Annotated in this window: 20 protein-coding genes; 6 read left to right on the plus strand and 14 right to left on the minus strand. The window is 27.7% G+C overall.

Annotation, left to right across the window (positions count from 1 at the left end; translation table 11 throughout):
- Nucleotides 1-366: 366 nt before the first annotated feature.
- Entirely contained in the window at nt 367-2,544 is a 2,178-nt protein-coding gene (locus tag GXK56_RS21870; RefSeq protein WP_160691425.1) for an HD domain-containing phosphohydrolase, read from the minus strand.
- A gap of 608 nt (nt 2,545-3,152) precedes the next feature.
- Here GXK56_RS21870 and GXK56_RS21875 point away from each other — a divergent pair.
- Nucleotides 3,153-4,124, plus strand: a complete 972-nt coding sequence (locus tag GXK56_RS21875) for a pectinesterase family protein (RefSeq protein WP_160691427.1) — start codon at nt 3,153-3,155, stop codon at nt 4,122-4,124.
- An 86-nt stretch (nt 4,125-4,210) separates the two neighbouring features.
- On the opposite strand, the gene GXK56_RS21880 is transcribed toward GXK56_RS21875, so the two are convergent.
- The 3 genes from GXK56_RS21880 to GXK56_RS21890 form a co-directional block, all read right to left on the minus strand.
- Entirely contained in the window at nt 4,211-4,669 is a 459-nt protein-coding gene (locus tag GXK56_RS21880) for a YhcH/YjgK/YiaL family protein (protein ID WP_160691429.1), read from the minus strand.
- A gap of 211 nt (nt 4,670-4,880) precedes the next feature.
- Nucleotides 4,881-5,036 carry a zinc-ribbon domain-containing protein gene (locus GXK56_RS21885; protein WP_160691431.1) on the minus strand — a complete coding sequence of 52 codons (156 nt, stop codon included), beginning with the start codon at nt 5,034-5,036 and terminating at the stop codon, nt 4,881-4,883.
- Nucleotides 5,037-5,195: 159 nt separating this feature from the next.
- On the minus strand, nt 5,196-5,693 hold the full coding sequence (locus GXK56_RS21890; protein ID WP_160691433.1) for a CarD family transcriptional regulator: 498 nt from the start codon (nt 5,691-5,693) through the stop codon (nt 5,196-5,198).
- 387 nt (nt 5,694-6,080) lie between these two features.
- On the opposite strand from GXK56_RS21890, the gene fba reads away from it, so the two are divergent.
- Nucleotides 6,081-6,947: a class II fructose-1,6-bisphosphate aldolase gene (gene fba, locus GXK56_RS21895; RefSeq protein WP_160691435.1), complete on the plus strand. Its 867-nt coding sequence runs from the start codon at nt 6,081-6,083 to the stop codon at nt 6,945-6,947.
- A gap of 74 nt (nt 6,948-7,021) precedes the next feature.
- Here fba and GXK56_RS21900 read toward each other — a convergent pair whose 3' ends face one another.
- Nucleotides 7,022-7,411, minus strand: a complete 390-nt coding sequence (locus GXK56_RS21900) for a hypothetical protein (RefSeq protein ID WP_160691437.1) — start codon at nt 7,409-7,411, stop codon at nt 7,022-7,024.
- A gap of 301 nt (nt 7,412-7,712) precedes the next feature.
- Between GXK56_RS21900 and GXK56_RS21905 the strand changes: the two genes are divergently transcribed.
- Nucleotides 7,713-9,068 carry a [Fe-Fe] hydrogenase large subunit C-terminal domain-containing protein gene (locus tag GXK56_RS21905; RefSeq protein WP_160691439.1) on the plus strand — a complete coding sequence of 452 codons (1,356 nt, stop codon included), beginning with the start codon at nt 7,713-7,715 and terminating at the stop codon, nt 9,066-9,068.
- Nucleotides 9,069-9,257: 189 nt separating this feature from the next.
- Here the strand turns inward: GXK56_RS21905 and GXK56_RS21910 are convergent, their stop codons facing one another.
- Both GXK56_RS21910 and GXK56_RS21915 read right to left on the minus strand, forming a co-directional pair.
- Nucleotides 9,258-11,291, minus strand: a complete 2,034-nt coding sequence (locus GXK56_RS21910; protein WP_160691441.1) for a penicillin-binding transpeptidase domain-containing protein — start codon at nt 11,289-11,291, stop codon at nt 9,258-9,260.
- A 96-nt stretch (nt 11,292-11,387) separates the two neighbouring features.
- Nucleotides 11,388-11,771, minus strand: coding sequence for a VOC family protein (locus GXK56_RS21915; protein WP_160691443.1), 384 nt, complete (start codon nt 11,769-11,771; stop codon nt 11,388-11,390).
- 251 nt (nt 11,772-12,022) lie between these two features.
- Between GXK56_RS21915 and cax the strand changes: the two genes are divergently transcribed.
- Entirely contained in the window at nt 12,023-13,072 is a 1,050-nt protein-coding gene (cax, locus tag GXK56_RS21920; protein WP_160691445.1) for a calcium/proton exchanger, read from the plus strand.
- A 158-nt stretch (nt 13,073-13,230) separates the two neighbouring features.
- Here cax and GXK56_RS21925 read toward each other — a convergent pair whose 3' ends face one another.
- The 4 genes from GXK56_RS21925 to GXK56_RS21940 form a co-directional block, all read right to left on the minus strand.
- A complete protein-coding gene (locus GXK56_RS21925) occupies nt 13,231-14,151 on the minus strand; it encodes a CorA family divalent cation transporter (protein ID WP_160691447.1) in 921 nt (306 codons plus the stop codon).
- A gap of 194 nt (nt 14,152-14,345) precedes the next feature.
- On the minus strand, nt 14,346-16,037 hold the full coding sequence (locus tag GXK56_RS21930) for a methyl-accepting chemotaxis protein (protein WP_160691449.1): 1,692 nt from the start codon (nt 16,035-16,037) through the stop codon (nt 14,346-14,348).
- A gap of 197 nt (nt 16,038-16,234) precedes the next feature.
- Complete coding sequence (locus tag GXK56_RS21935) at nt 16,235-18,355, minus strand: HD domain-containing phosphohydrolase (RefSeq protein WP_243156220.1); 2,121 nt, start codon at nt 18,353-18,355, stop codon at nt 16,235-16,237.
- Nucleotides 18,356-18,563: 208 nt separating this feature from the next.
- Nucleotides 18,564-20,045, minus strand: a complete 1,482-nt coding sequence (locus tag GXK56_RS21940) for a methyl-accepting chemotaxis protein (RefSeq protein WP_160691451.1) — start codon at nt 20,043-20,045, stop codon at nt 18,564-18,566.
- Nucleotides 20,046-20,544: 499 nt separating this feature from the next.
- Between GXK56_RS21940 and GXK56_RS21945 the strand changes: the two genes are divergently transcribed.
- Nucleotides 20,545-21,300, plus strand: coding sequence for a threonine/serine exporter family protein (locus tag GXK56_RS21945; RefSeq protein ID WP_160691453.1), 756 nt, complete (start codon nt 20,545-20,547; stop codon nt 21,298-21,300).
- A gap of 5 nt (nt 21,301-21,305) precedes the next feature.
- On the plus strand, nt 21,306-21,749 hold the full coding sequence (locus tag GXK56_RS21950; RefSeq protein WP_160691455.1) for a threonine/serine exporter family protein: 444 nt from the start codon (nt 21,306-21,308) through the stop codon (nt 21,747-21,749).
- A gap of 159 nt (nt 21,750-21,908) precedes the next feature.
- On the opposite strand, the gene GXK56_RS21955 is transcribed toward GXK56_RS21950, so the two are convergent.
- The 3 genes from GXK56_RS21955 to GXK56_RS21965 all read right to left on the minus strand — a co-directional run bounded on the left by GXK56_RS21955 (nt 21,909) and on the right by GXK56_RS21965 (nt 24,060).
- Complete coding sequence (locus tag GXK56_RS21955; protein WP_160691457.1) at nt 21,909-22,688, minus strand: pseudouridine synthase; 780 nt, start codon at nt 22,686-22,688, stop codon at nt 21,909-21,911.
- Nucleotides 22,689-22,718: 30 nt separating this feature from the next.
- A complete protein-coding gene (locus GXK56_RS21960) occupies nt 22,719-23,462 on the minus strand; it encodes a hypothetical protein (protein WP_160691459.1) in 744 nt (247 codons plus the stop codon).
- A gap of 208 nt (nt 23,463-23,670) precedes the next feature.
- Nucleotides 23,671-24,060 (minus strand): DUF1801 domain-containing protein, encoded by a 390-nt coding sequence (locus tag GXK56_RS21965; protein ID WP_160691461.1) that lies wholly within the window; start codon nt 24,058-24,060, stop codon nt 23,671-23,673.
- Nucleotides 24,061-24,269 lie beyond the last annotated feature (209 nt).

Below are 24,269 nucleotides of genomic sequence, written 5' to 3' on the forward strand. Positions count from 1 at the left end.
GGCTTTTGGCTTTTGGCTTTTGGCTTTTGGCTTTTGGCTTTTGGCTTTTGGCTTTTGGCTTTTTTAACTTTCCTCAATTAAACTTTATTTTTTATATCATTTAATTAAGTTAGGGTTAGAATTTGCTAAGAAGAAGTATTACTTTCTTCTTATTTATATTATAACACAACGTTTACAAAATACAATACATTTATCTGAAAAAAGACAGATTTTTTTCTATATATTTCATTATCACGAAATATTTCTGTCACTTTGTTTCAAATAATTCAAATTATTCTAAAAAAGCAACTAAAAAACATCCATTGTAATATTATAAATATTTTATGCTCAATGGATGTCTCTTAGTATAAAATATTATTATATATTTTAATTAAAAGATTTATTTAAAACTTCTTCAACAAAGACCTTAACTAGTGTTGGATCGAATTGACTTCCTGCATTTATCTTCAATTCTTCTAATGCCTCTTCTTCTGTTAATGGACTGCGAAAACTTCGTTCACTAAGCATTGCATTATATGAATCTGCAATTGCAAGAATTCTTGACTTGAGAGGTATTTCTTCTCCTCTTAATCCCTTTGGATATCCAGTTCCATCCCACCTTTCATGATGAGCTAGTACATATTCTGCTATTTGTGTCATGGATGTTACAGTACAAAGTATTCTGTACCCTATTTCTGGATGCCGTCTTACTTCTTCCCATTCTTCTTCAGTTAGTTTTCCTGGTTTACTAAATATTTTTTCATCAATAGAAATCTTTCCTATATCTCTTAATAAACTTATCGATTTAAGTTCATTAAGATCTTCCTTTGATAAGCCTACCGCCATTCCTAAGCTTTTGCAATAGTTTGAAATATTATAATAACCTTGTTCTTCTCTTTTATCTTTCCCATTTAATGTTGCAATAATAGCATTAATGGTTTTCCATCTCATACTTTGACTTTCTAATAATTTATTTTCATACATGTGATCATCAGCTTTTTTCAAAATATCGTCAATTTTCTCTGTACTTGATTTCTTAGTTTCAAATCCAAAAGATATTGATATTTCTACTGATTCAACTTTTTGATTTAAAGCTCTTTCTTTAATACGCTTAACAATTTCTCCTGCTTCATGCTTATCTGTTTTTGGAAGTAATATGACAAATTCATCTCCACCAAGCCTTGCAATAACATCATCACATCTACACCCAGAAGTCATAACTTCAGCTACTTTTATTAACAAATTATCTCCAACAGTATGTCCAAAAGAATCATTAACAAGCTTTAATCCATTTACATCTGCCATTATAATAGTCAAAGGTAAATTTCTTTTTACATCTAATCGTAATAACTCTTCTTCAAAAAATCTTCTATTATATAAGCCAGTCAATTGATCATGATAACTCAAGTATTCCATTTTTCTTTCCATTTGCTTTCTTTCACTAATATCTCTCCACAATGAATGAAAAACAATTCTTCCATTAAGAAGTATATTAGTCATTACAATTTCAACTGGTAATATCTTGCCATCAATTCTTTTATACCACCATTCATATTTATAATTTCCATTTCGGGCTACATCATTATATATTTTTGATATTTTTTCTTCTGATAATTCACCATCTGGCTGTTTAGTCGGAGATAATTCAATTAGAGTTTTTCCTAGTATGTTGGCCTTAGAATCGTATCCAAACAAGTCTACTAAAGCTAAATTGCAATCAATCACCTCATAATTACTAACTATAAGAATTCCATCCGAAGATGCTTCAAATATATTTCTAAAGTTATATTCACTAGTTCTCAATGCATCCTCTGCCTTCTTTTTTTCAGTAATATCAGTTACAATAACTGCAAGTTGCCCTTGCTTTGGTCTATATGCTATTACCGCATAATCCCTTTCAGTTTCTGACAGATGGTTTTCATAACCATAGGGTTTTCCTGTCTTTACAACTTCTGAAAACTTATCAAGTATATCAGCTTCTATGCTAGGAAAAATTTCTGAAACCAACCTATCTGCTAGTCCTTCATTTTTTAATCCTGTCATTTCTTCATGACCTTTATTGGCATATATAAATTTATAGTCTGTAAACTCACCTTTTTCATTAGGAATAGCTTCATATATAGCTAATCCTTGGTTCATTTCATTTACAAGGCTCTTATATTTTTCTTCACTTTCTATAACTTTGTCATAATGATTTCGTAATTCCTGCTCAGAAGCAGTTAGTTGCTGAACATATGCTTGAAGTTCTTCATTCGCAGCTGTCAATTCTTCATAGCTTTCTTGTAATTTTTTTTCTGCGGCTTCTACTTTGTTTATGAAAGATTTAGTCAATAAATATAATATAATTGAAGTTATAATGACATATAACCACCCCTTATAAGTATTTATCTTAAGAAGCATTTCATTGTTCTTTGCAATGCTATTTGCAATTCTATCTGAAAATAAAATCCATACAAAACCAATTATCAAGTATATTAAGCATATCTTTACATTTTCATATATTAAATTATTTTCTGACTCAAAATTTAATGCAGAGGAGATTTTTCTTTTAATAACTTCAAACATATATACACCTCCATTTCGACATATAAAACAACTTTAATTAAATTCACTTTTGAGCTGAATAATATACAATATATCTTAATTAAATTTTATATTTTATTAATAAGCAAGTCAATAATATAAGTATTTATCAAATAATAATTATATATTCAATAATTTGTTTAATAAAAAAGCTCTAAATACGTATATTGTATATCTTATTAGCACATAACATACTTGTTATTATTTTGTAAATCTATAACAAAATTCAATTATATTTTACTAATACGTTCTTAATCCTATCTAATATAACAATATCATGTTCTTTCTCTTTTTTTATCTATTAGTTGTATTCTTTGCTTAATTTCATTTAAACTTGTATATTTTTTTGTATTATAATATATTTCTCTGTTATATACCATTTTAAATAATTTCATCCTTTATTATACATTTTTAGTACCTCTACATAGTTCTTATAGTATAATGTTAATAATGAGTACAAATAAATATTTGATTCTAAAAACTTTTAAGTATAAATGTCATGTTTAATAATCATTAAACTCTTTTATACTATCAAATAATAATTAAAGTACTTACTTGCTAGATAACTTATTAAGAAAGAAGGGAAAAAAATGATTATCGTATCAAAGGATGGAAGTGGTCATTTTATGACTGTCCAAGATGCACTTGACTCTATACCAGAAAATAACACTAGTGAAATTGAAATATACATAAAAAATGGTGTATATAAAGAAAAAACTTCTGTATTAAAGCCTTTTATAACCTTAATTGGTGAAGATAAAAACAAAACAATATTAACTTATGATGACTATGCAAAAAAATTATTTCCTTCTGGTGAAGTGTATAGAACTTTTAATTCCTACACTATTTTTATAGAAGCTGATAACTTCACAGCTAGGAATATAACTTTTGAAAACTCTGCTGGGGCTGGAGAAATAGTTGGACAGGCCATAGCTGTTTATGTTGAAGGTGATAGAGCTAAATTTAAAAATTGCAGCTTCTTAGGTAATCAAGATACTATATTTACTGGTCCTCTTCCACCAAAGCCAATAGAAGGAATTAATTTTGGTGGTCCTATGGATGGAAAAGAAAGGATTGTTGGGAGACAATATTACGATGAATGTTATATTGAAGGAGATATTGACTTTATATTTGGCTCTGCAACAGCTGTATTTAATAAATGTGAAATATTCTCTAAAAATAAAAATTGCGATATTAATGGATACATAACAGCTGCATCTACTGTAGAGGGCAAAGAATTTGGATATGTATTTATAGACTGTAAATTAACTAGTAATGCTAAAGCCAACAGCGTTTACTTAGGAAGACCCTGGAGGGATTATGCAAAAACTGCCTATATAAATTGTTATATGGATGAACATATTCGAAAAGAGGGCTGGCATAGCTGGAACAAGCCAAATGCGGAAAAAGAAACAAATTATGTTGAATATAAAAGTTATGGACCTGGTGCTTCAGATAAAACAAGGATTTCCTGGGCACATATTTTAACTGCAGAAGAAGCTGAAAAATATGTAATATCAAATATATTATGTGGAAATGATAATTGGCATTTAGAATTGTAATTTTTCAATTAATTATAGTATAGGGATATCTGCACACGTGTTCAGATATCCCTATATAAAACTTCCTATTAAAATGTATTAATGCTTTATTCACACGCAACCTTTACAACTATTTTTCTTACTTTAGAGCATTCATTTAACGCACAACCTGGTTTATGTGCATCTTCTGGAAAAAAGATAGCATATTCATCATTAATAAATTTTATATTTGAACCCTTTGATGTTTCTTCATAAAAAATCATATCTTTTTCTGGTCTTAAATCTTCTTCTTTATTCAAATAACTAATCGGAGCATATCCCATTACTTCTTGACCTTCAACAATTAATTGAATATCTATATATTTTTCATGAGATTCCCACTTCTTTTCTTCTTCTTTTTCAGTATTGTATTCTTGTACAAGTGCAAATATCTTTTCACCTTCAATTTCATGCTTTCCAATTGATAATTCCTTTAAATTATTATTTTTCAAAAATTCAAATGCCTTTATAAAATTTTTATTAATACTAGAATAATTTTTTTCAATTGTTATGTTTCCACAAATCATAATTTGATTCCTCCTATTCATTTTGATAATTACAGACTTATAAAATTTGTAATTACTCATGTTTTTCATAATATATTAATTCATTGAATTATTCAACCTTATTTAATCTGTATTTTTAATCCACAATAATAAATTTCTATCTTTCAATATGTGCTTCTGCTTTTAAATAAAAAAAGAGCCATAAAAATTATGACTCTCGAAATATACAAAACTATCTTCTGTTATTTTGTTCTTTTTTAATTCTTCTACAAGCTATACATCTTGTAGGTTCATTAGTGAATCCTTTTTCTTGGTAGAATTCTTGTTCTCCTACTGTGAAAACAAATTCATCTCCACAATCTCTGCATACTAAAGTTTTATCGTTCATATAAAGTTCCTCCTTCTTAATTAAAGATTAATATATTGATTCATATAATTCTCTAAAGGAGAAATTTACATATCTATAAAAAACCTTTTTTATTTGACTTACTATCTTAGTATAACAGTTTTCAACAAAATAGCAAGCATTATTTCACAGTTTTTAAATTTAATTTGAAAATGACATAGAAATGTCCAATAAATCAGAAGCTTCGTCACTGGAAATATTTTTTGATTGAGATATTTCTTCTATTAAGATTTTCTTTGCAGTAGCTAACATTTGTTTTTCACTTGAATTCAAATTATGTTCCATTTTTACTTGGGTAAGATTACAAATTACTTCAAGATAATCATCTAAAGCTCCAGATTTTATTTTTAGTTCATTTGTAGTTTTTCTTTCTTTAAAATTAATTTTTTCAAGTTCTTCTGCATCAACTAAAAACTTATTAATTTGCTTCAATCGACTATCTAAAGTTTTTGAATCACTTACTAATCTCATGTTAGATGTTTCTATTCTACTAAATGGAAGCGTTAATTTCATATTATTATTATATAATGTTATAGTATAATAAGCTTGCTTCTCACCTTTAAATTCTTTTTCTTCGATATCGTCAATTACCCCTATACCTTGACTTGGATATACAATTTTATCTCCTATATTAAACAAATAATGACCTCCTTAATTAATAGCCGTTATTTAAGTATATCATTTATTAATCATTTTTGCAAAATTTTATTTTATCACCAATATATATACATGTCAATTATTTTTAACGTTTTCTATCTTCCACATATTTGTAAATAAACATCATATTACATAATATACATATAGAAACTTCAATAAGTTAATTTATCCACTGTTTAATTTATAAAAATTTTTGGTGCATATACGATTACAATATGCAGAATTTTCATTTTTCTGTTTTCATAAAGTGATTTTTAGAGTATAATAAAACATGAAAAGGAAATTGATATAAATTTATCAATTTATCTTTTATTATTTTAAAGTAAAAAGACTTTAAAACAAATTTACAAGTATACGGAGGTCGTAATAATGTTAACATCAGCTAAAGAAATGTTAAACAAAGCTAGAGAAGGAAAATATGCAGTTGGTCAATTCAATATAAACAACTTAGAATGGACTAAAGCTGTATTATTAACTGCACAAGAAAACAATTCACCAGTTATCTTAGGTGTATCTGAAGGTGCTGGAAAGTATATGACTGGATATAAAACTGTTGCTGCTATGGTTACAGCAATGATCGAAGAATTAAAAATCACTGTACCAGTTGCATTACACTTAGACCACGGTAGTTATGAAGGAGCTAAAGCTTGTATCGAAGCTGGATTCTCTTCAATCATGTTCGATGGATCTCACTATCCAATAGCAGAAAACATCGAAAAGACTAAAGAATTAGTTGCTATAACTGAAGCTAAAGGTCTTTCTTTAGAAGCAGAAGTAGGTTCAATCGGTGGAGAAGAAGATGGAGTTGTAGGTAAAGGTGAAGTTGCTGACCCAGCAGAATGTAAATTAATTGCTGAACTTGGAGTTACAATGTTAGCTGCTGGTATCGGAAATATTCACGGTAAATACCCTGCAAACTGGACTGGATTAGATTTCGATGCATTAGCTAAAATTGAAGAAGCTGTTGGAACTAAAATGCCATTAGTATTACATGGTGGTACAGGAATTCCTGAAGATATGATCAAAAAAGCTATCTCACTAGGAGTTGCTAAAATCAATGTTAACACTGAATGTCAATTATCATTCCAAGAAGCTACTAGAAAATATATAGAAGCTGGAAAAGATTTAGAAGGAAAAGGATTTGACCCAAGAAAGTTATTAAATCCTGGATTCGAAGCTATCAAAGCTACAGTTAAAGAAAAAATGGAACTATTTGGTTCAGTGAACAAAGCATAATTAATTTTACAATAATAAAGGAGCATCCTATAATCTTAGGTGCTCCTTTTTCATATTAAGCTATATTATTAATTTCAAACGGCTTTTCCTAAACACTCTGCTGCCCTTCTCGCATATATATTTTCTACAATATTAATTATAATAGAATTTAACATTGATTCTAATTGCTCTTTAATATTATTTTCACTATTATAAAAATATTCTAATATCCAGCTATAATGCTTATTTCCTATAAGCTTATGAAAAATCCCCACAATATCCTGTCTGGTTAAATTATAGCTAATTAAAACATCGAATATATCCATGATTTTATCCGTAATAATCTTAATATCAAAACTTCGCTTTATTCCTGCAAGATGTGAAATATAATTAGTATCATTTATAATTTGAAAACTAGAACGTTCACATACACTCTTATTTTTTTTCATTCCATCATTTAGTATATTTAATATATATAAAAACATCTTATATCCTCTCCCCAATTTAATTTATAAAAACAAATAATCTGCTATTTTTCATCTTTTATACGTTTACATTTATTATAAACCTTTTATTCTATATGTCTATATTATTTTCCTTCTATTTTATATTAATTAATAACTTTTTAATTTTTGTATAGATTAATGATTACTTTTTTGTAATAATCTCCAAAGATTCTTCAAATATTCAATTCGAAATTTTAATTTTATTTAAATATAAGTATTTTTCTTAAGAAATAAATACATAATATATTTGTACTTATTCTTATAGATGAGAGGTGTCGTAATGAATAATAAATATAATGACTTATTTGAAGAATTGATTAAATCCTACTATGATGGTAATTTTGATGAAACACTTTCACGTATTATGGTCTGCCACAAAAAATCACCTCAGGAAACATTCTCTATAATTACTTCCTTATGTGGCGTTAATATTAAGTTTGATAATAATTATATATATAACTTAAAAAAAGCTATAACTGAACATGAAGTTCATAATAAATTAATACGAAAAATTAAAGATTGTTCTAAGGATTGTTCCCCAGGTGAAAATAATAAATATAATTGTCAAGCATCGTGTCCTTTTGATGCTATTGTTTATGATCCAAATAAAAAATCAACTTTTATAGATTCTAATCTATGCTTTAACTGCGGTTTATGTGTAGATTCCTGCAAAGATGGACTTATTTTAGATAACGTATATTTTATTCCAGTTGCAGATTTAATTAAAAATAATGAAACTGTTATAGCTGCCGTTGCTCCAGCCATTAGCGGGCAGTTTGGAGATAATGTAACTTTAGATCAATTAAGAGAAGCATTTATTAAAGTTGGTTTTACAGATATGATTGAAGTTGCTTTTGCTGCCGATGTTCTAACTATTAAAGAAGCTGTTGAATTTGATAAACATGTTCATGGACCTAAGGACTTGATGATAACATCCTGCTGCTGCCCTATTTGGATTGGAATGCTTAGAAAAGTTTATAAAGATCTTGTGCCTGATTTGTCTCCTTCTGTATCTCCTATGGTTGCTGCTGCTCGAATTGTAAAAAAGTTAAATAAAGATGCAAAAGTAGTTTTTATCGGTCCATGTATAGCAAAAAAAGCTGAAGCTAAAGACAAAGATTTAAATGATGCTGTAGATTTTGTTTTAACTTTTCAAGAAGTATACGAAATATTTAAAGCTTTAAATATTGATCCTCAAAAGTTAAAAGGAATACCTTCTATTGAATACGCCTCAAGAGGCGGTAGACTTTATGCTAGAAGTGGTGGTGTTTCAATTGCAGTTTCTGAAACAATAGAAGAACTATTCCCTGATAAAGCTGAGCTATTTAAGGCTGCTAAAGCTTCTGGAATTCCTGAATGCAAAGAACTCCTTGAAAACGCCCTAAAAGGAAATATTGATGCAAATTTTCTTGAAGGAATGGGCTGCAAAGGTGGATGTGTTGGTGGACCTAAAGCCATAATTCCTACAGACGAAGGTAAGAACGCTGCTGATAAATTTGCTTATGCTTCAACTATAAAAGTACCTGTTCACAGTAAAATTCTAGATAATGTTCTAGAAAAACTTAATATAAATTCTTTAGAAGACTTTAAACACGAAGAAAAGATGGAAATTTTCGAAAGAAATTTTGATAAATAACAATATCTACATTAAAACAAAATACAAATAAAACACAACATATTTTAACTTTATTATATTTTTATTTCTTAAAACTTAAAAAGTTTTGCTAAAAATAAAACCATGAACATACTGCAATATAATCAGCTGTTCATGGTTCTTTACAAAGCATTAATTTATTTCCTTCAACTTTAGAAAATTTTTAATTATTTACTTCACTGTTTCCAATGCTTTTTTTACTTTTGGAACAACATAGTGACTTCCTCCCCTATCCTTAACATCTTCTGCCATCATAACTACTAACAAATTGTTTTTATCCTTATTTGTAGTCATTCCAACAAACCATCCAAGTTCAGTTCCTTTTGTATCATCCTGAGACACTTTTATTTCTGCTGTTCCTGTTTTTCCTGCAATAGTTAGTCCATTAGTAAATGCCTGATGCCCAGTTCCATTTTGATTTTCTACTACTTGTACTAAATCCTGAAGCACTATATTGGCAGCTTCTTTTGAAACAGCATTTGGCTTCCATATTTTTATTTCAGGATTTTGCTTATATTCTATATAAGGAGTTAAAATGTTTCCTTCATTTTCAAACATAGTATATAATGCTGCTAAATGAACAGGATTTAATAATATTTCTCCTTGTCCATATCCACTATCAGCTAATTGAACTTCAGTTTTAAAATTTTTATCACTAGAAAACTGTGAATTATATAGAGGAAATTCAAACGGAATCTTATCTGAAAATCCAAAGCTGTTTAATTTATCTTTAAATATATCTTTACCTATATCTAATGCAGCTTGTGCAAAATAAATATTATCTGAGTAAATAAGGGCATTAGCTAAATTAGAAGGGCTTCCATAGTCACTTACTCTTGTTACTGAATAATTACCCCAGCTACCGTTCTTCTTCCAGCTAAGTCCTGTAATTTTCTTGTCCACATTGGGATCTATTTTTTTTGTATCAACTCCTATTGCTGCTGTAATTGGCTTAAAAGAAGATCCTGGTGTAGCTGTACCTTGAAATCTATTATACATTGGCTTATTGGGATCATTATTTAATAAATTCCATTTGTCATTTGACATGCCCAAAATAAAATCATTAGGATTATATGCTGGAGTGCTTACCAATGCTAAAACTTCGCCAGTATTAGGATTCATAGCTACTGATAATCCCTTATCTTTTTCTAGCTGATCATATAATAAACTTTGCATACTACTATCAATTGTTAATTTTAAATCTGTACCATCTTTAGGTTCTTTAGTAATTAGTGAAGTTTTCTTTTCGCCTTCTTTACTTTGAATAAATATTTCAGATCCATCAATAGCTCTTAATGATTCTTCATATTTTTTCTCTAACCCTGCTTTGCCAATTAATGAATTTTCATTGTATTCTTTGTCATTTTGCTTTTCAAGTTCTTCAGCATTTATGGTTTGTATATACCCTGTTAAATGGGCTGCTTTTACTCCTAGTGGGTATATTCTTGCATCCTTATCGTTAACTTGAACTCCTGGAATATTAACAAGACTTGAGATTCTATCATCGCCATAAGGAATAGCCTTTATAGGAATAAACATATCTGGTTTTACATATGTTGCACTTAGCTGCTTATTTATATAATCAACTGAAACCTCTAATAACTTGGCAATTTCTGAAATTGACTTATCTTTGTTATCTCCTAAATTTCTAGGAACTATTCCTACATTAGATGAAAATGAATCAGTTGCAAGCTTTACACCTTTTCTGTCAATTATATCTCCTCTTTTGGCTTTTAAAGTTTTCACTCTAACCTTATCAGTATCATTTAATTCTGGGAATATTGCTTTAGAGTTCCAAATTAAAGTATACTCCTTACCTAATTTTCTAGTCATGCTCACTGAATTAGAAAACTTTAATTCTCCACTTAATGTATTCATGGTAGTATCATAGTCTATTATGGCTTCATTGGTTTTATTGTCAACTTTTTTAACTTCTATTTTTACATCACTTGCTTTAATACCTTCATATATATTTTTATTTCTAGCAACAAAATCTTCCTTAGTAACTTTATTCTTTATATCCTCATCAATTAGCTCATACATTTTTTCATAGTCTTTGGAATTAATTAAATTTACATACTCTGTCAATTTATATTCAGGTCTATGTGCTTTATTATATAGAAATAAAGCAACCCCACATATTATAAGTGGAACAACTACAATTCCTGCCCCTAAAAATAGATAAAAATCTTTCTTCTTACTCATTAATTTCACATCCTTTATTATGTCATAATAAATTCTCTCTAGTCTTATAGAAAAAGCTGTTTCAAAAGCTTTAAATTTTGAAACAGCATACTTATATTATTCACATCGTATAACTTCAACTTTATAGCCATCTGGATCAGTTACAAAATAATATTTTGGCTTTTCACCTGGTAAGCCTTTTAAATCTGTAACTTCATATCCAAGGTTCATATGCTTTTGTCTCATTTCTTCCAAGTCTTCTACGCCAATAGCTGTGTGACTGAACCCATTGCCTATTTCATATGGTTTTTCTATATCATAATTATATGTAAGTTCAATTTCATATCCATTTATTTCATTGGATAAATAAACAAGAGTAAACTTATGCTTTGGGAAATCCTTTCTTCTTGTTTCAATAAGCCCAAGAGCATCTCTATAGAAATTTAATGATTCTTCTAAATCTTTAACTCTTATACATGTATGCAACATTTTTACTGACATTCTAATTCCTCCTTCAAAACTTTTCCACTATTATAATATACCATATAAATTAAAATCTAAAAATACTTTATAAATATGTTTTTATAGCTAATACTACTTAATATAACTCGTTGTGCAAATTATTTAAACTAAACACGTTTGAACTAGTTTTGTAGATTTAATTCTTAACTACTTGCTTTATATTTAATGTTATAATAATCTATAAGAGTCACTAATTTACTTTATTTAATTCATAAGGAGGTTAATATTTTATGAAAATATTAAAATACATGCTAATATTCGTTCCTATAAGTTTTATAGCTGAATTTATGCATGCATCGCCATCCATAATGTTTGTACTTGCCGCTTTATCAATAATTCCACTGGCAGGTCTTATGGGTGAAGGAACTGAAGAAATCTCATTTTACTCTGGTCCCAAAATTGGTGGATTTTTAAATGGTACTTTTGGTAATGCTACAGAACTTATAATATCATTTTTTGCACTTAAAGAAGGTCTTTTTGAAGTAGTAAAGTCCTCCATAGCTGGTGCTGTAATCGGTAATGTATTACTAGTACTTGGTGCCAGTATGCTTGCTGGTGGATTAAAATACAAAACCCAAACCTTTAACAAACAGGTGGTTGAAGTCTCTTCAAGCATGCTGCTTTTTGCAGTTGTTGGTTTATGTATTCCAGCATTGTTTACTCACACAGTAGATCCATCATTACTAAATACACGGTATGAAGGTTTAAGTATATTTGTTGCTATAATAATGATTGCAATATATATTTTAAGTTTAGTATTTTCATTTTTTACTCATAAGCATATATATTCTGTTAACGCTGAAGAAGATGAAGAAGGTACTGCTAAATGGTCTTTAAAAAAGTCAATATTAGTCTTAGTTGTAGCTACTGTGTTAATAGCAATAGAAAGTGAATTTTTAGTAAGCGGAATAGAACCTATAACTAAAAGCTTAGGCCTTAGTGAATTTTTTGTTGGTATAATATTAATTCCTATAATAGGTAATGCTGCTGAACATAGTACTGGTATTGTAATGGCTATGAAAAATAAAATGGATGTAGCTTTAGAAATTGCAATAGGTTCAAGCTTACAAATAATATTATTTGTCACTCCTGTTCTAATATTCTTGAGCTTATTATTTACTCCAATGAGCATTGAATTTAATGAATTTGAATTAATTGCTCTTATTGTTGCAGTATTAATAGCCAATAGAGTATCAAATGATGGTGAGTCAAACTGGCTTGAAGGAGTACAGCTCCTTGCTGTATATACAATAATTGGAGCTTCATTCTTTATTCTATAGTCTTCCTTAGCTTCAAGAATATCATAATGAATCTAAAGTATTAAAGAGAGATATTTTCAAATTGAAAATATCTCTCTTTAAATTTAAAACTATTTTAGCTTTGCTTTTTCATTTTCAAAACCTATTCTATATTAATTCTGTGCTTCAATTTTTCTATACTAAAGCCATTTATTTTTCTTAAACCACCCAATGCAGACTATAACAATAGTAATACAAGTTATGATAATAATAGGATAACCATATTTAAAATTGTACTCAGGCATATTAAAATTCATTCCATACCAACCTACAATAAGAGTAAGTGGTAAGAAAATTGTTGTTACAACCGTAAATAACTTCATCAATGTATTTTGATTTATGTCTACTTGCGCTTGATATGCCTCTCTCACTTGCGTAACGTAATCTCTTAAATTATTTACAGCTTGATACAATCTATTAGTTCTATTAGTAAACATTCTAAAGTATTTTATTGTTTTTTTATCAACAAGTTTATTATCATTTTCCTCTATTAGTTCTGCAATATTAATAAGCCTTTCATAGTAGCGTTTTAATTTTAATAATTTTTTTCTAAGTATAATTATTTTATTTAAATAGTTATCTTCTTTTGAAGTTATTAATCCTTCTTCAAGCTTTGTAATCTCTTGTTCAATATTTTCAATATGATATGTATCCTCTAAAGTAAGTTTATCAAAAAAAATATATAGCAATTTACTAAGATTTGTACATTTAATTTCAGCAGATATAATTTTGGAAAGCACTTCGTTTATTAAATTATTATCATCGCATATAAATACAAGAAGATTTTGCGTAAAAAATACGCATATTTTTTTAGATGGACTTAATAAATTATCAACTTTAGGAATTTTAAGAGATATATAATCAAATCCTTCATAACTTTCGAATTTTGATGTTCTTCCATTCAAACATTCAAAAAGAATCTTATCATTTATATAAAGCTTATCAGCCATAGCTTGTAATTGTTCAAAGTTAATCACAGATACAAAAGATCTAGAGCCATTTAAACTAACATTATCAATTGAATCTTCAATTAAAGTTTCATTATTTAAAGAAAAAATCATTTTATTCACCTTATTTCAATATTTCATAATTATATCTTACCATAAAAAATTGCATTTAAACATCTATATAAAATCACAAAAATTTATTATATTTATCTTATTGTCTTAAATGTATTTTTGAAACAATAAAATAAATGCCATAGTTAAACAATATAATTTAACCATAACATTTATTCTGTACTCATTTTCTATATCTAAATCACAAATTTAGATATATCTTCTTTTAATTTTTCTGAACTTACTTTAGCTTTTGAAGTCTCTTCAAAGATATCCCCAGATTTACCATTTACATCTGATACTCTATTAGCAATAGCAGCAGTTTCTGTTGCACCTTCTGTAGCTGCTCCAGCAACGCCATCTATTGTCTTTATCATATTGTCCACTGAAAATATCAAATCTTCAGAAACATTATTAAATTCTAAAGAAAAATCCTTAAAGTATAAAGCATCTTTATTATATTGATGACTTATATCTATTAAAGTTTCATAATCCTTTAGAACCTTATTTTCAATAAAATCAAGCATTTTTTGAGAGTTTTCAGCTAATTCTTCAACTGACATAACTATAACACTTGTTACATTTTGTATTTTAGTTATAGTTTCACTTGATTCTTCTGCAAGTTTCCGTATTTCATCAGCTACAACACTAAATCCTTTTCCTGCTTCACCTGCTCTTGCAGCTTCTATTGCTGCATTAAGTGCCAATAAATTTGTTTGAGATGTTATTTCAAGTATTGAATCTGATAATACATTGATTTGTGCTACAGCTTTGGCATTTTTTATAGATTTTTTAAGTTTATTATCAGTTTCTAGAAACATTTTTTCTGTTTCCTTTTGATTAACTTCTGAAATTCTCAAAATATTTTTAGCTTTTTCACTTATTACTTTTGCTTTATCTGAAATTCCATGTGATTTTTCCGCAAACGAATTCACTGCACTTCCAATTTCTTGTGAACACCCTGCCATTTCTTCAGCAGAAGCAGCTGTTTCCTCAATACTTGCAGATAAATTCTCTGCATTTATAGAGACTTCTTCAATATCAATATTTAAACCTTTCATTTTTGTATTCACTGTTTCAATTACATTATCAATATCTTTAGCTACTACTACTACATTTCCAATTAATCCTTTTAAAGAATTCTTAACTTTATTTATTGATATTCCTATATCTTCTAATTCGTCCTTTGTTTTTAACTCAATATCAAAAGTAAAGTCACAATCTTTCATTTTTCCTAAAGCATATTGAATTTTCATAATATTTGAACTAACTTTATTTGAAAATATATAAGCCATAATTACAGAAATAATACTTAAGATAGCAATTGTAATAATTATTATCTTAGTTAAGTCACTTCTAATATTTTCAAACATGCTTGTATCTATATCTACTCCTGAAATTGCTATAACTTCTCCTGCTGAATTTTTAATAGGCGAGCAGGCAGTAATATATGTTCCATATCCATCCGTTACAGATTCATCACTTACAGTAACATTTCCGTTAAAAGCTTTTTCCATTTCACCATCCATGGTATAATCCTCTAAAAAATCTGATGCGTCTACTGAAACATCTAGCAAAAATTTAGCTTCTTTCCCCTCTGTTCTTATGAGTATATAAAAATTTCTGGCAATACTTTCTGATTTGGCTGAAACCATTGAATTTATAACTCTTTTGTATTCTTCACTATCTTTTGATTTCTCTTTTACAATTTTTTCAATATCCTTTGAATCGATGGCCTTATCTAATTTTATTACACATTGAGTTGCTGAGTCTTTTATGTCTGTTTCAAATTTTTCAAACATAATAAAATTAACTGAAATTAATATTATTGCAATAGACGATAAAATTATTAACATCATTCTCAATATTTTAAAGCCAAATTTCCCCATAATACTCCCCCTTTTTATACCTTTTAATAACAATATCCATTTACATTTTATACTAAATTACCATACTTTTCAACAAATTTATTCTATCTTAATATAAATTTTACATTAATATCCAATTATATACAAACAATAATATAAATGAAAACCATATTCATATAAAAAACTGCTATTATATGCATATGGTTTTTAGAAAATTATTAAATTAACTGTTCTACTAATACTTTAACAATTTCAGGATCAAACTGGCTTCCCGAATACTTTTTCAATTCATCTACGGCGTTTTCTTTACTTAAAGCTTTACTATAAACCTTATCTGATATCATGGACACATATGCATCGGCAACTGCTATAATCCTTCCTTCAATAGATATTTCTTCTCCCTTTAACCCCTTTGGATAGCCTTTTCCATCTGGTCTTTCATGATGCTCTAAAACAAAATTTGCTATATTAGAGAATTCACTTACCGAACGCAATATTTGATACCCTACTTCTGAATGCCTCCTGACTTCCTGCCATTCATCTTCATTCAAACTTCCTGGTTTATTAATTATGCTTTCGTTAATAGATATTTTCCCTATATCATGCAGACGGCCAGCTAATTCAACTTGTTCTACTCGTTCATTTTCAAATTTAAGCACTTCTGCAATTGCTCTACATATTTCACTTACTTTTTTTCCATGAACTGCTTCTACACTACTCCTTCTATATATAGAATTCATAATTAAGTCAATTGTTTTTCTTCTCATAACTGGACTCTCTATAAGCTTATCTCTATACATATTTGCTTCTGCTTTTTTAAATATTTCATCTATGTCTTCAAACTTATTTTTTTTAATAGAGGCACCCATTGAAATAGATAAAACAATATTGTCTGATTTATCTTCTACGATAGCTGATTTTATCCTCTTTATAATTCCCTCTGTTTTATTTTCACTTGTATTAGGAAGTAAGATAACAAACTCATCTCCACCAATTCTACTTATAACTCCATTTGGAGGGCATCCTATTTTTAAGATGTTAGAAACATTTTTAAGGAGAATGTCTCCAGCTTTATGTCCAAATGCATCATTGGTAAGTTTTAGACCATTAACATCTGCAATAATTAAAGATATTGGAATATTATTTTCAGTATTTATTCGTCTTATTTCTTCTTCATAAAATCTTCTATTATACAAACCCGTAAGCTGATCATGATAACTTAAATATAATATTTCATTTTCTGACTTTTTACGATCAGATATATTCCTAACAATACTAAGTAAAATTCTTCTGTCTCCTATTGATGTGCCTTGTGAACTCACCTCAACAGGTATTGGTGTACCATCCCTTAAGTAATGTATAGTCTCAAAAATTATTCCAGATGCATCTGCTTCTTCCATTTGCTCTATTACTTTTGTATCTTTTTTAACATTTCTCAAATCAAATACGCTCATTCGTGTAAAATCCTCAAAGGAATATCCATATATTCTTATTGCTGCATCGTTAACTTCAAGAATATTTCCTTCTTTATCAACAAATAACATGGCATCATTAGCATTTTCAGCTAAGATTTTATATTTCTCAAGTCTTTCTATTAATTGATTCCTTTGAGTTATATCAAGTCCTATTCCTGTAAAATATAATTCATTTTCAATTTTAACTGAACTTATGGTAAAGAACATAGGCATTTTACTTCCATCTTTTAATGGCAACTCTATTTCAATTTCTCCATAACCTGTTTCGGTTACTACTTCAATGATTTTTAATACTTTTTCTTGATTTATCTGGTTATCTTTATGCCAATCCATAAAATTCATGGATTTAAGTTCATCATTAGAAAAACCTGTCATTTCACTATGCTTTTTATTCCATCTAACTAAATTATTTTTATCATCATATAAAAAAACTAAGCCTGGAATGCTATTAAATATTGCCTCCATAAAAACTTTTTCTTTATTTAATTCATTTTCAATTTGTGTTTTCTCATAAATTTCTTCTTTTAATATTGCATTTATATCCTGTATTTTTTCTTTTGAGTTATTAACTTCCCTAATTTCATTATAGATAAGAATGTAAATCATTATAGCAGTTATTAAAACATAAACCCACCCTTTTACAATAGCAATTATTGTTCTTGCATCTGGATTGCTTACTAATACTTCAAGTAATTTATCTGATAATAGAATCCATAAACTTCCTATAATAAAATATATAAGCGCTATTTTAAAAGCTTGCCCCTTTGTTTTATCATTTTCTTTCCAAATAGATTTCCTTAAGAATTTACCAAAAAATTTTTCTTTTAATTTTTTATTCATATCATCAGAGCCTATTTTCCTCATAACTCTCACCCCTATTCGGAAACTTCTACCAATAAATACATTATAAATAATATTTATACATTTTTCCATCTTTTCTTTTTATATAAATCTTGTTGTTACATTAAAGTTAAAATAAATAATACTAAAATAAAACCATCAATTAAGCTTTGAAGAAAAATTGCTTAATTAAATGGTTTTCAATATAAAAATTCAATTGTTTTATTTCTTGTTAATAATTCACATCTGTTCTCAATACATCTATTCCTTGACTAGAATTCTTTTCAATAGATTTAATAGCATTTTCTATATATTCAAAAATTGATTTTGATAATTTTTCTGTTTGTATATACAAATTATTTGCCAAAGATTTATCTTCATTATTTACAGCTTCAATTACGTTTACACCCATGTTATGTAACTCATGGTGTACTTTATCAATACTCGTCCATACTTCCTTAATATCAGAATGATCTAGATTAATAGAATTATAAAAATGACCAAAAGCACATTTCTTTGAGTTTGTTTGAATAGGATATATTTTCATTTCATCTACAATTCGTTTTAAGTTTATCATCCAGTTATTATGAGCTTCTTTTGCTTTTATTAAATTATTTATCAATTCTTCATTAGATATTGCATTTATTCCTCCGTTTAATGCTGATGTCATTTCTCTTACAATCTCACTAAGTTCTGTATCAATTTTAGATATTTGTTTAGCATTTTCTGCACTTTGCATTGCATCTGCATGAATTTCCTGTGTCATATAATTTAATTTTTCTGCATCTTTGGCAGATGAGTCCATAGCCATATTTATTTGCTTTGTTGCTTCTTTTATTCCATCCATTGCTTCTGATATTTGATCAACATCACTTATAGTTTCTTTTAATAATGATACATTTTCATTAATTGTATCATGTATTACCTCCAATTTTGAATTCATGTTCTTAGTAGAATTCATTGTATGATCCATATTTTCTTTTCCACCGGTAGCAGCATTATGCATACTATTTACAAAAACTCTCATATCGTCTAAATTTGTTTTAGTACTATCAGCTAACTTTCTAATTTCTTCCGCCACTACTGCAAAACCTTTTCCATATTCACCTGCGCGTGCTGCTTCTATGGACGCATTTAGAGCTAATAAATTAGTTTGTTCAGCAATTTCTTCAACTCCATTTACTATTTCATTTACTTTTTCTGCCATATCAACTAATTGCTTTATTTGTTCATTCATATTGGTTATGTCTTCTATTACGTTTTCCTTTAATACTTTAACTTCATTTAACTGTTTCATACTTTCATCATTCTTTTTAACCAAAACTTTAGAGGATTCTGCTAACTGATTCATAGTGCTTGAAGTTACATTTATTGAATTATTAACTTGATTCATACTTGCAGTAATTTCCTCTACAATAGCAAGATTTGACTCACTTACTGTTGACATATCCTTTGCAAAATTAATTAATTTATTAGAAGAATATGTTGTTTTAACATCAAAATCACTTAATACAGATATACTATTTAACATTTTTTTAGAACTTATTGACATTTTCTTTTCACTTTCTAATAGTCTATCAAAATGTTTAAATAATGTTTTGTGGATAGGGTAATCTACCTTTGGATTTTTAACTTCTTTTCCAGAAAGTCTGTCTTCTACATTTTTAATTATACAAATTGCTTCATCACAAGGCGCTTTTTTAAATAAGTTCATAATATTACTTCCTCCCGTTTCTTAAATTTATACATAAAGTCGAAATATAATTTTACATTATCTTTTAACTAAAAAAGACGCATATCTCTCCTTACATAGTCTTTTTAGTTAATCACTATGCCATAATATAATAATTGATCATATATTGAAGATTTAATCTTTCAACATAATAGGATATAAATGTATAACTATAAGAATGCAATTATGATATTTTTCGCTTCTACTATTTATTATAAGTTTAACATAATATTTCTAATTAAAAAATAAAATAGAATTAAATTCAAATTAAATATTATTTACTAAATTCTAAAAGCTTTCTCATAATTAATAATATATATTATTAATATCCAATCTTATTTTATATAAATCATCATTCCATTTAATTAATAATTAGAATTAATATTTTTTATTCTATGTGCTATAATTAGACTGTTGTTTTTAATTTTTATTTATTAATATTAAATTTACAAAATCATTTAACATAATTGAAGGAGACTATATGGACGTAAAAAATGTAATCGATATTGCTCTTACTGCTGGAGAAATATTACTTTCAAATGGAGCTGAAAATTACAGAATAGAAGAGACAGTATCTAAAATATGTAAGGCATATGACTATGATGGTGAATGCATAGCAATGTCTAATGGAATTTTACTATTGATAGAAGATTTCAGTGGTGAAAAAATTACCTCTATGAAAAAGGTAAAAGATAAGCATGTAGATTTATACAGAATCGAACTTATTAATTCTTTTTCAAGGAAAATTCAAAAAGAAATATTAACTTATCCGGAAGCAAAAAAAATATTAAACGAGATAGAAAAAGCTCCAAACTTTACATTAAAAGTAAGGACTTTAGCTGCTTGCATGACTGGTCTTATTTATACATTTTTTTTTAATGGTGCTTTAGTGGATGGGTTTATATCTTTTCTAATTTGTTTTATTACATATATCCTATTTGAACAAGTTTCAAGGCTTGGTTTTTTTCAGTTCCTCGAATTTTTTTTAGCTGGACTTTTAATTGGTGGTTTAAGTATTTTTTCTCACTTTTTATTCCCAGTTATCAATTATCATAACGTAATTACAGGAGCAATCATGATTTTACTCCCTGGAGTTGTATTAACTAATGGTATTAAAGATATTTTATATGGTGATTTTTCTGCAGGAATAGCAAAATTTTCTGAAGCTATGATTGTTATTATAGCCGTTGGTGTTGGAATTGGTACCTCATTATTTATTGGAATGAAAGGAATATAATTATTATGCTAATTAAAATGACTATATTATCTTTTTTAGGGAGTGTATTCCCTGTTATATTATTTAATATAGATAGAAAGAAAATCATATGGTGTGGACTAGCTGGTGCACTTGGCTGGATTGTATATAGCCTTACTTTTACTCTATTGGGAAGTGAAGTTATAGGTTCATTTTTCGGAGCATTTGTAGTCAATCTTTATAGTGAATTTATGGCTAGAATAATTAAAACTCCTGCTTCAATGTTTTATGTTCCAGGAATTTTTCCCCTAGTTCCAGGAATTACTGCTTATAGTACTATAATTGCAATAGTTCAATCAAGCTTCAATGCTGCTTTAAGCAGAGGAATATTAACATTAGCCATTGGCGGTGCTATTGCTTTTGGAATAATGCTTTCTTCAACAATTGTAAAGCTCATATGCAATATTAGAATTAAACTCCATTCTAAATAGCTTATATCTTTAGAAAAATTAGCTATTACCTATTCAACAATATATATATATTTAGTTAGTTTAATTTTTGTTAAATTATTTGCAAGAAATATGCAATATTTAATTTATGTATATTTCTTAGTAATAATTTACTAAACCCTTAACATCCTATTAAAATTGCTATTCAATTAGAATATTAATTTCTTCTTGTGTCAAAAAGCGATATTCACCTTTTTTAAGAGATTCATCTAAAGCTAAGCCCCCTATAGAAACCCTTTTTAAATATACTACTAAGCAGTCAACTGCTTTTAGCATACGCTTCACTTGATGTTTTCGACCTTCTGAAATAGTCAGGTACCCAGAAACAACAGGCTGATCGTATTGACTTGAATCTATATTATTTAAACTTTCAATATCTATTTCATCTTTAAATTCATTATAACTGCCATATTTATGTACTTTTATTTTAGCAGGTTTTGTTAAAATTTCACCTTTACCTATATATACTCCTTCTTCTAATTGCTTCCTATCCTCAATATCTAAAGATCCTAATGCCCAAAAATAATATGTTTTTTCTACATGCTTTTTAGGGTGCATTAAATGATGTTCAAATCCACCATCGTTAGTAAAAAGCAGTAATCCCTCTGTGTCTTTGTCTAATCTGCCAACATGAAATATTCCATTCATATTGACATCATTAAAATAATCAAATACAGTTTTATTTGATTCATCTGTTCTAGCTGTAATGCAACCAGCTGGTTTATGAAACATATAGTATACTTTCCCAAAGTAATCAACTTTTTTATCAAGATATTCAATAACATCTTGATTTGCGCTAATTTCCATTGCAGGCTCTGTTATAAAATGTCCATTTACCTTAACCATACCATCTTTTATATAATTCCTAACCTTTTTTCTTGTTCCAACAGCTGATTCTGCTAAAAATTTATCTAATCTCATATTATCACTTTTCTTCCTTTGTAGTTTTAATTAATCTAAATTATTCTTTATAATTTTCTTCATCTCTTCCTTATTTTCTTCTAACTGCTGTATTCTGTTTACATTAGCTCCAGAAGGATGTGGAAATCCTTTTAAGATTTGATTTTCACTTATAATATTATTTTTATACAACATATATAGTACTTCTTCCACAGCTCTTCCTAAAGGTACTATTAGAATGTTATCCGCATTCTCCAACTTTTTCAACTCATCAATAAAATTCTCATAAACATATTTCATTAAAAATTCACTTTTAATAAGCTTTGGAGTATGACCTGAGTAATTTTTTCCCTTAACAAAAACAGCATATGGTATAAGCGATACAGTATGCAGCAAATAATCCTTTTCCTTGAATAATTCTTGACTACTATTTATATATAAATATTTATTAAGTTCTATTTCATCAAGCATATTAATAAGATTATTTCTCAGGCTGCCACCAAAGCGAGCAGCTTCCTTACATTTATATTGTATTTCTTCAATATTCTTTGAATCTTCAAAGCCCTTTCTCGCAGCAGAAATAGCAGTACTCATTTGTTGAAAACCAGGAGTTATACCAACTATAAATACCTTAGCCTTTGAATTTATATACTCATTATGAGGTGAATAATATATTTCTATATCTTTCTCTTTTTCTATTAAAAAATTATTTGTTAAAATCTCGTCTTTGTTATATTTATCTTTTATTGGCAATTCTTTTATTATATCTTTATAGTCATATAATGTTTTCTTCATATTTTTACCCTAATGATATTTTGTCATAATTGCACCACTATATAAAAAATAAATACTCTCCAGAAGAACGTAAAAAAATTCTACTCAAAAGAAAATTTATTTTTAGTTGTTGATATATTGATGCATATATGTTATCACGTTCCTTTGATTATATTCTTACTCTCACATTTTATTATGCATCTTTTTATTATTTATATGTTAAATCCAACTATCTCTTCTTTTTAGATTTTTCTTCTGCTTTTTTCATATTCTCAGTAACCCTAAATTTAACTATCTCTATAATTAATTCATAAGGCATCGGTTCTTTTATTGGAAATTGCACTGAACCTTTTCCGCCTTTAAATTGTGATAATTCATTTTTAAATGATTCAATAGCACTTGGTGTTGGATAAAATCCTATATGGTTTTCAAAAGCAGCAAAATGAACCAAATTCCCATGTAAGTAAAAAGTAGGCATTTGATAACTTATTTTTTCCTGAGCAGCTGGTGCTGTTTCTTTTATAACTTTTCTTAACATTTTAAGAATATCTTGAATATTAGCTGGAAATTGTGATATATATTCATCTATTGACTTTGGAATTGTTTTGCCCTCTTCCATAATTTCTCCTTTCATAGTGCTCTTATTAATCTTAATATCTCATATATAAGCAATTATGTAAACATATTTAAAGTATAGAATTGTTAATCTAATTAGAATCCAAGTTTTTGCAGAATATTATTTATGTTTTGAAAAATGCAAAACCATTGACTTGTAGATAATGGTTTATTAATAATAATTAATAAAATAACCAATCATACTACTATAGT

This window comes from Clostridium sp. C2-6-12 (assembly GCF_009928485.1).
Taxonomy (GTDB): Bacteria; Bacillota; Clostridia; order Clostridiales; family Clostridiaceae; genus Clostridium.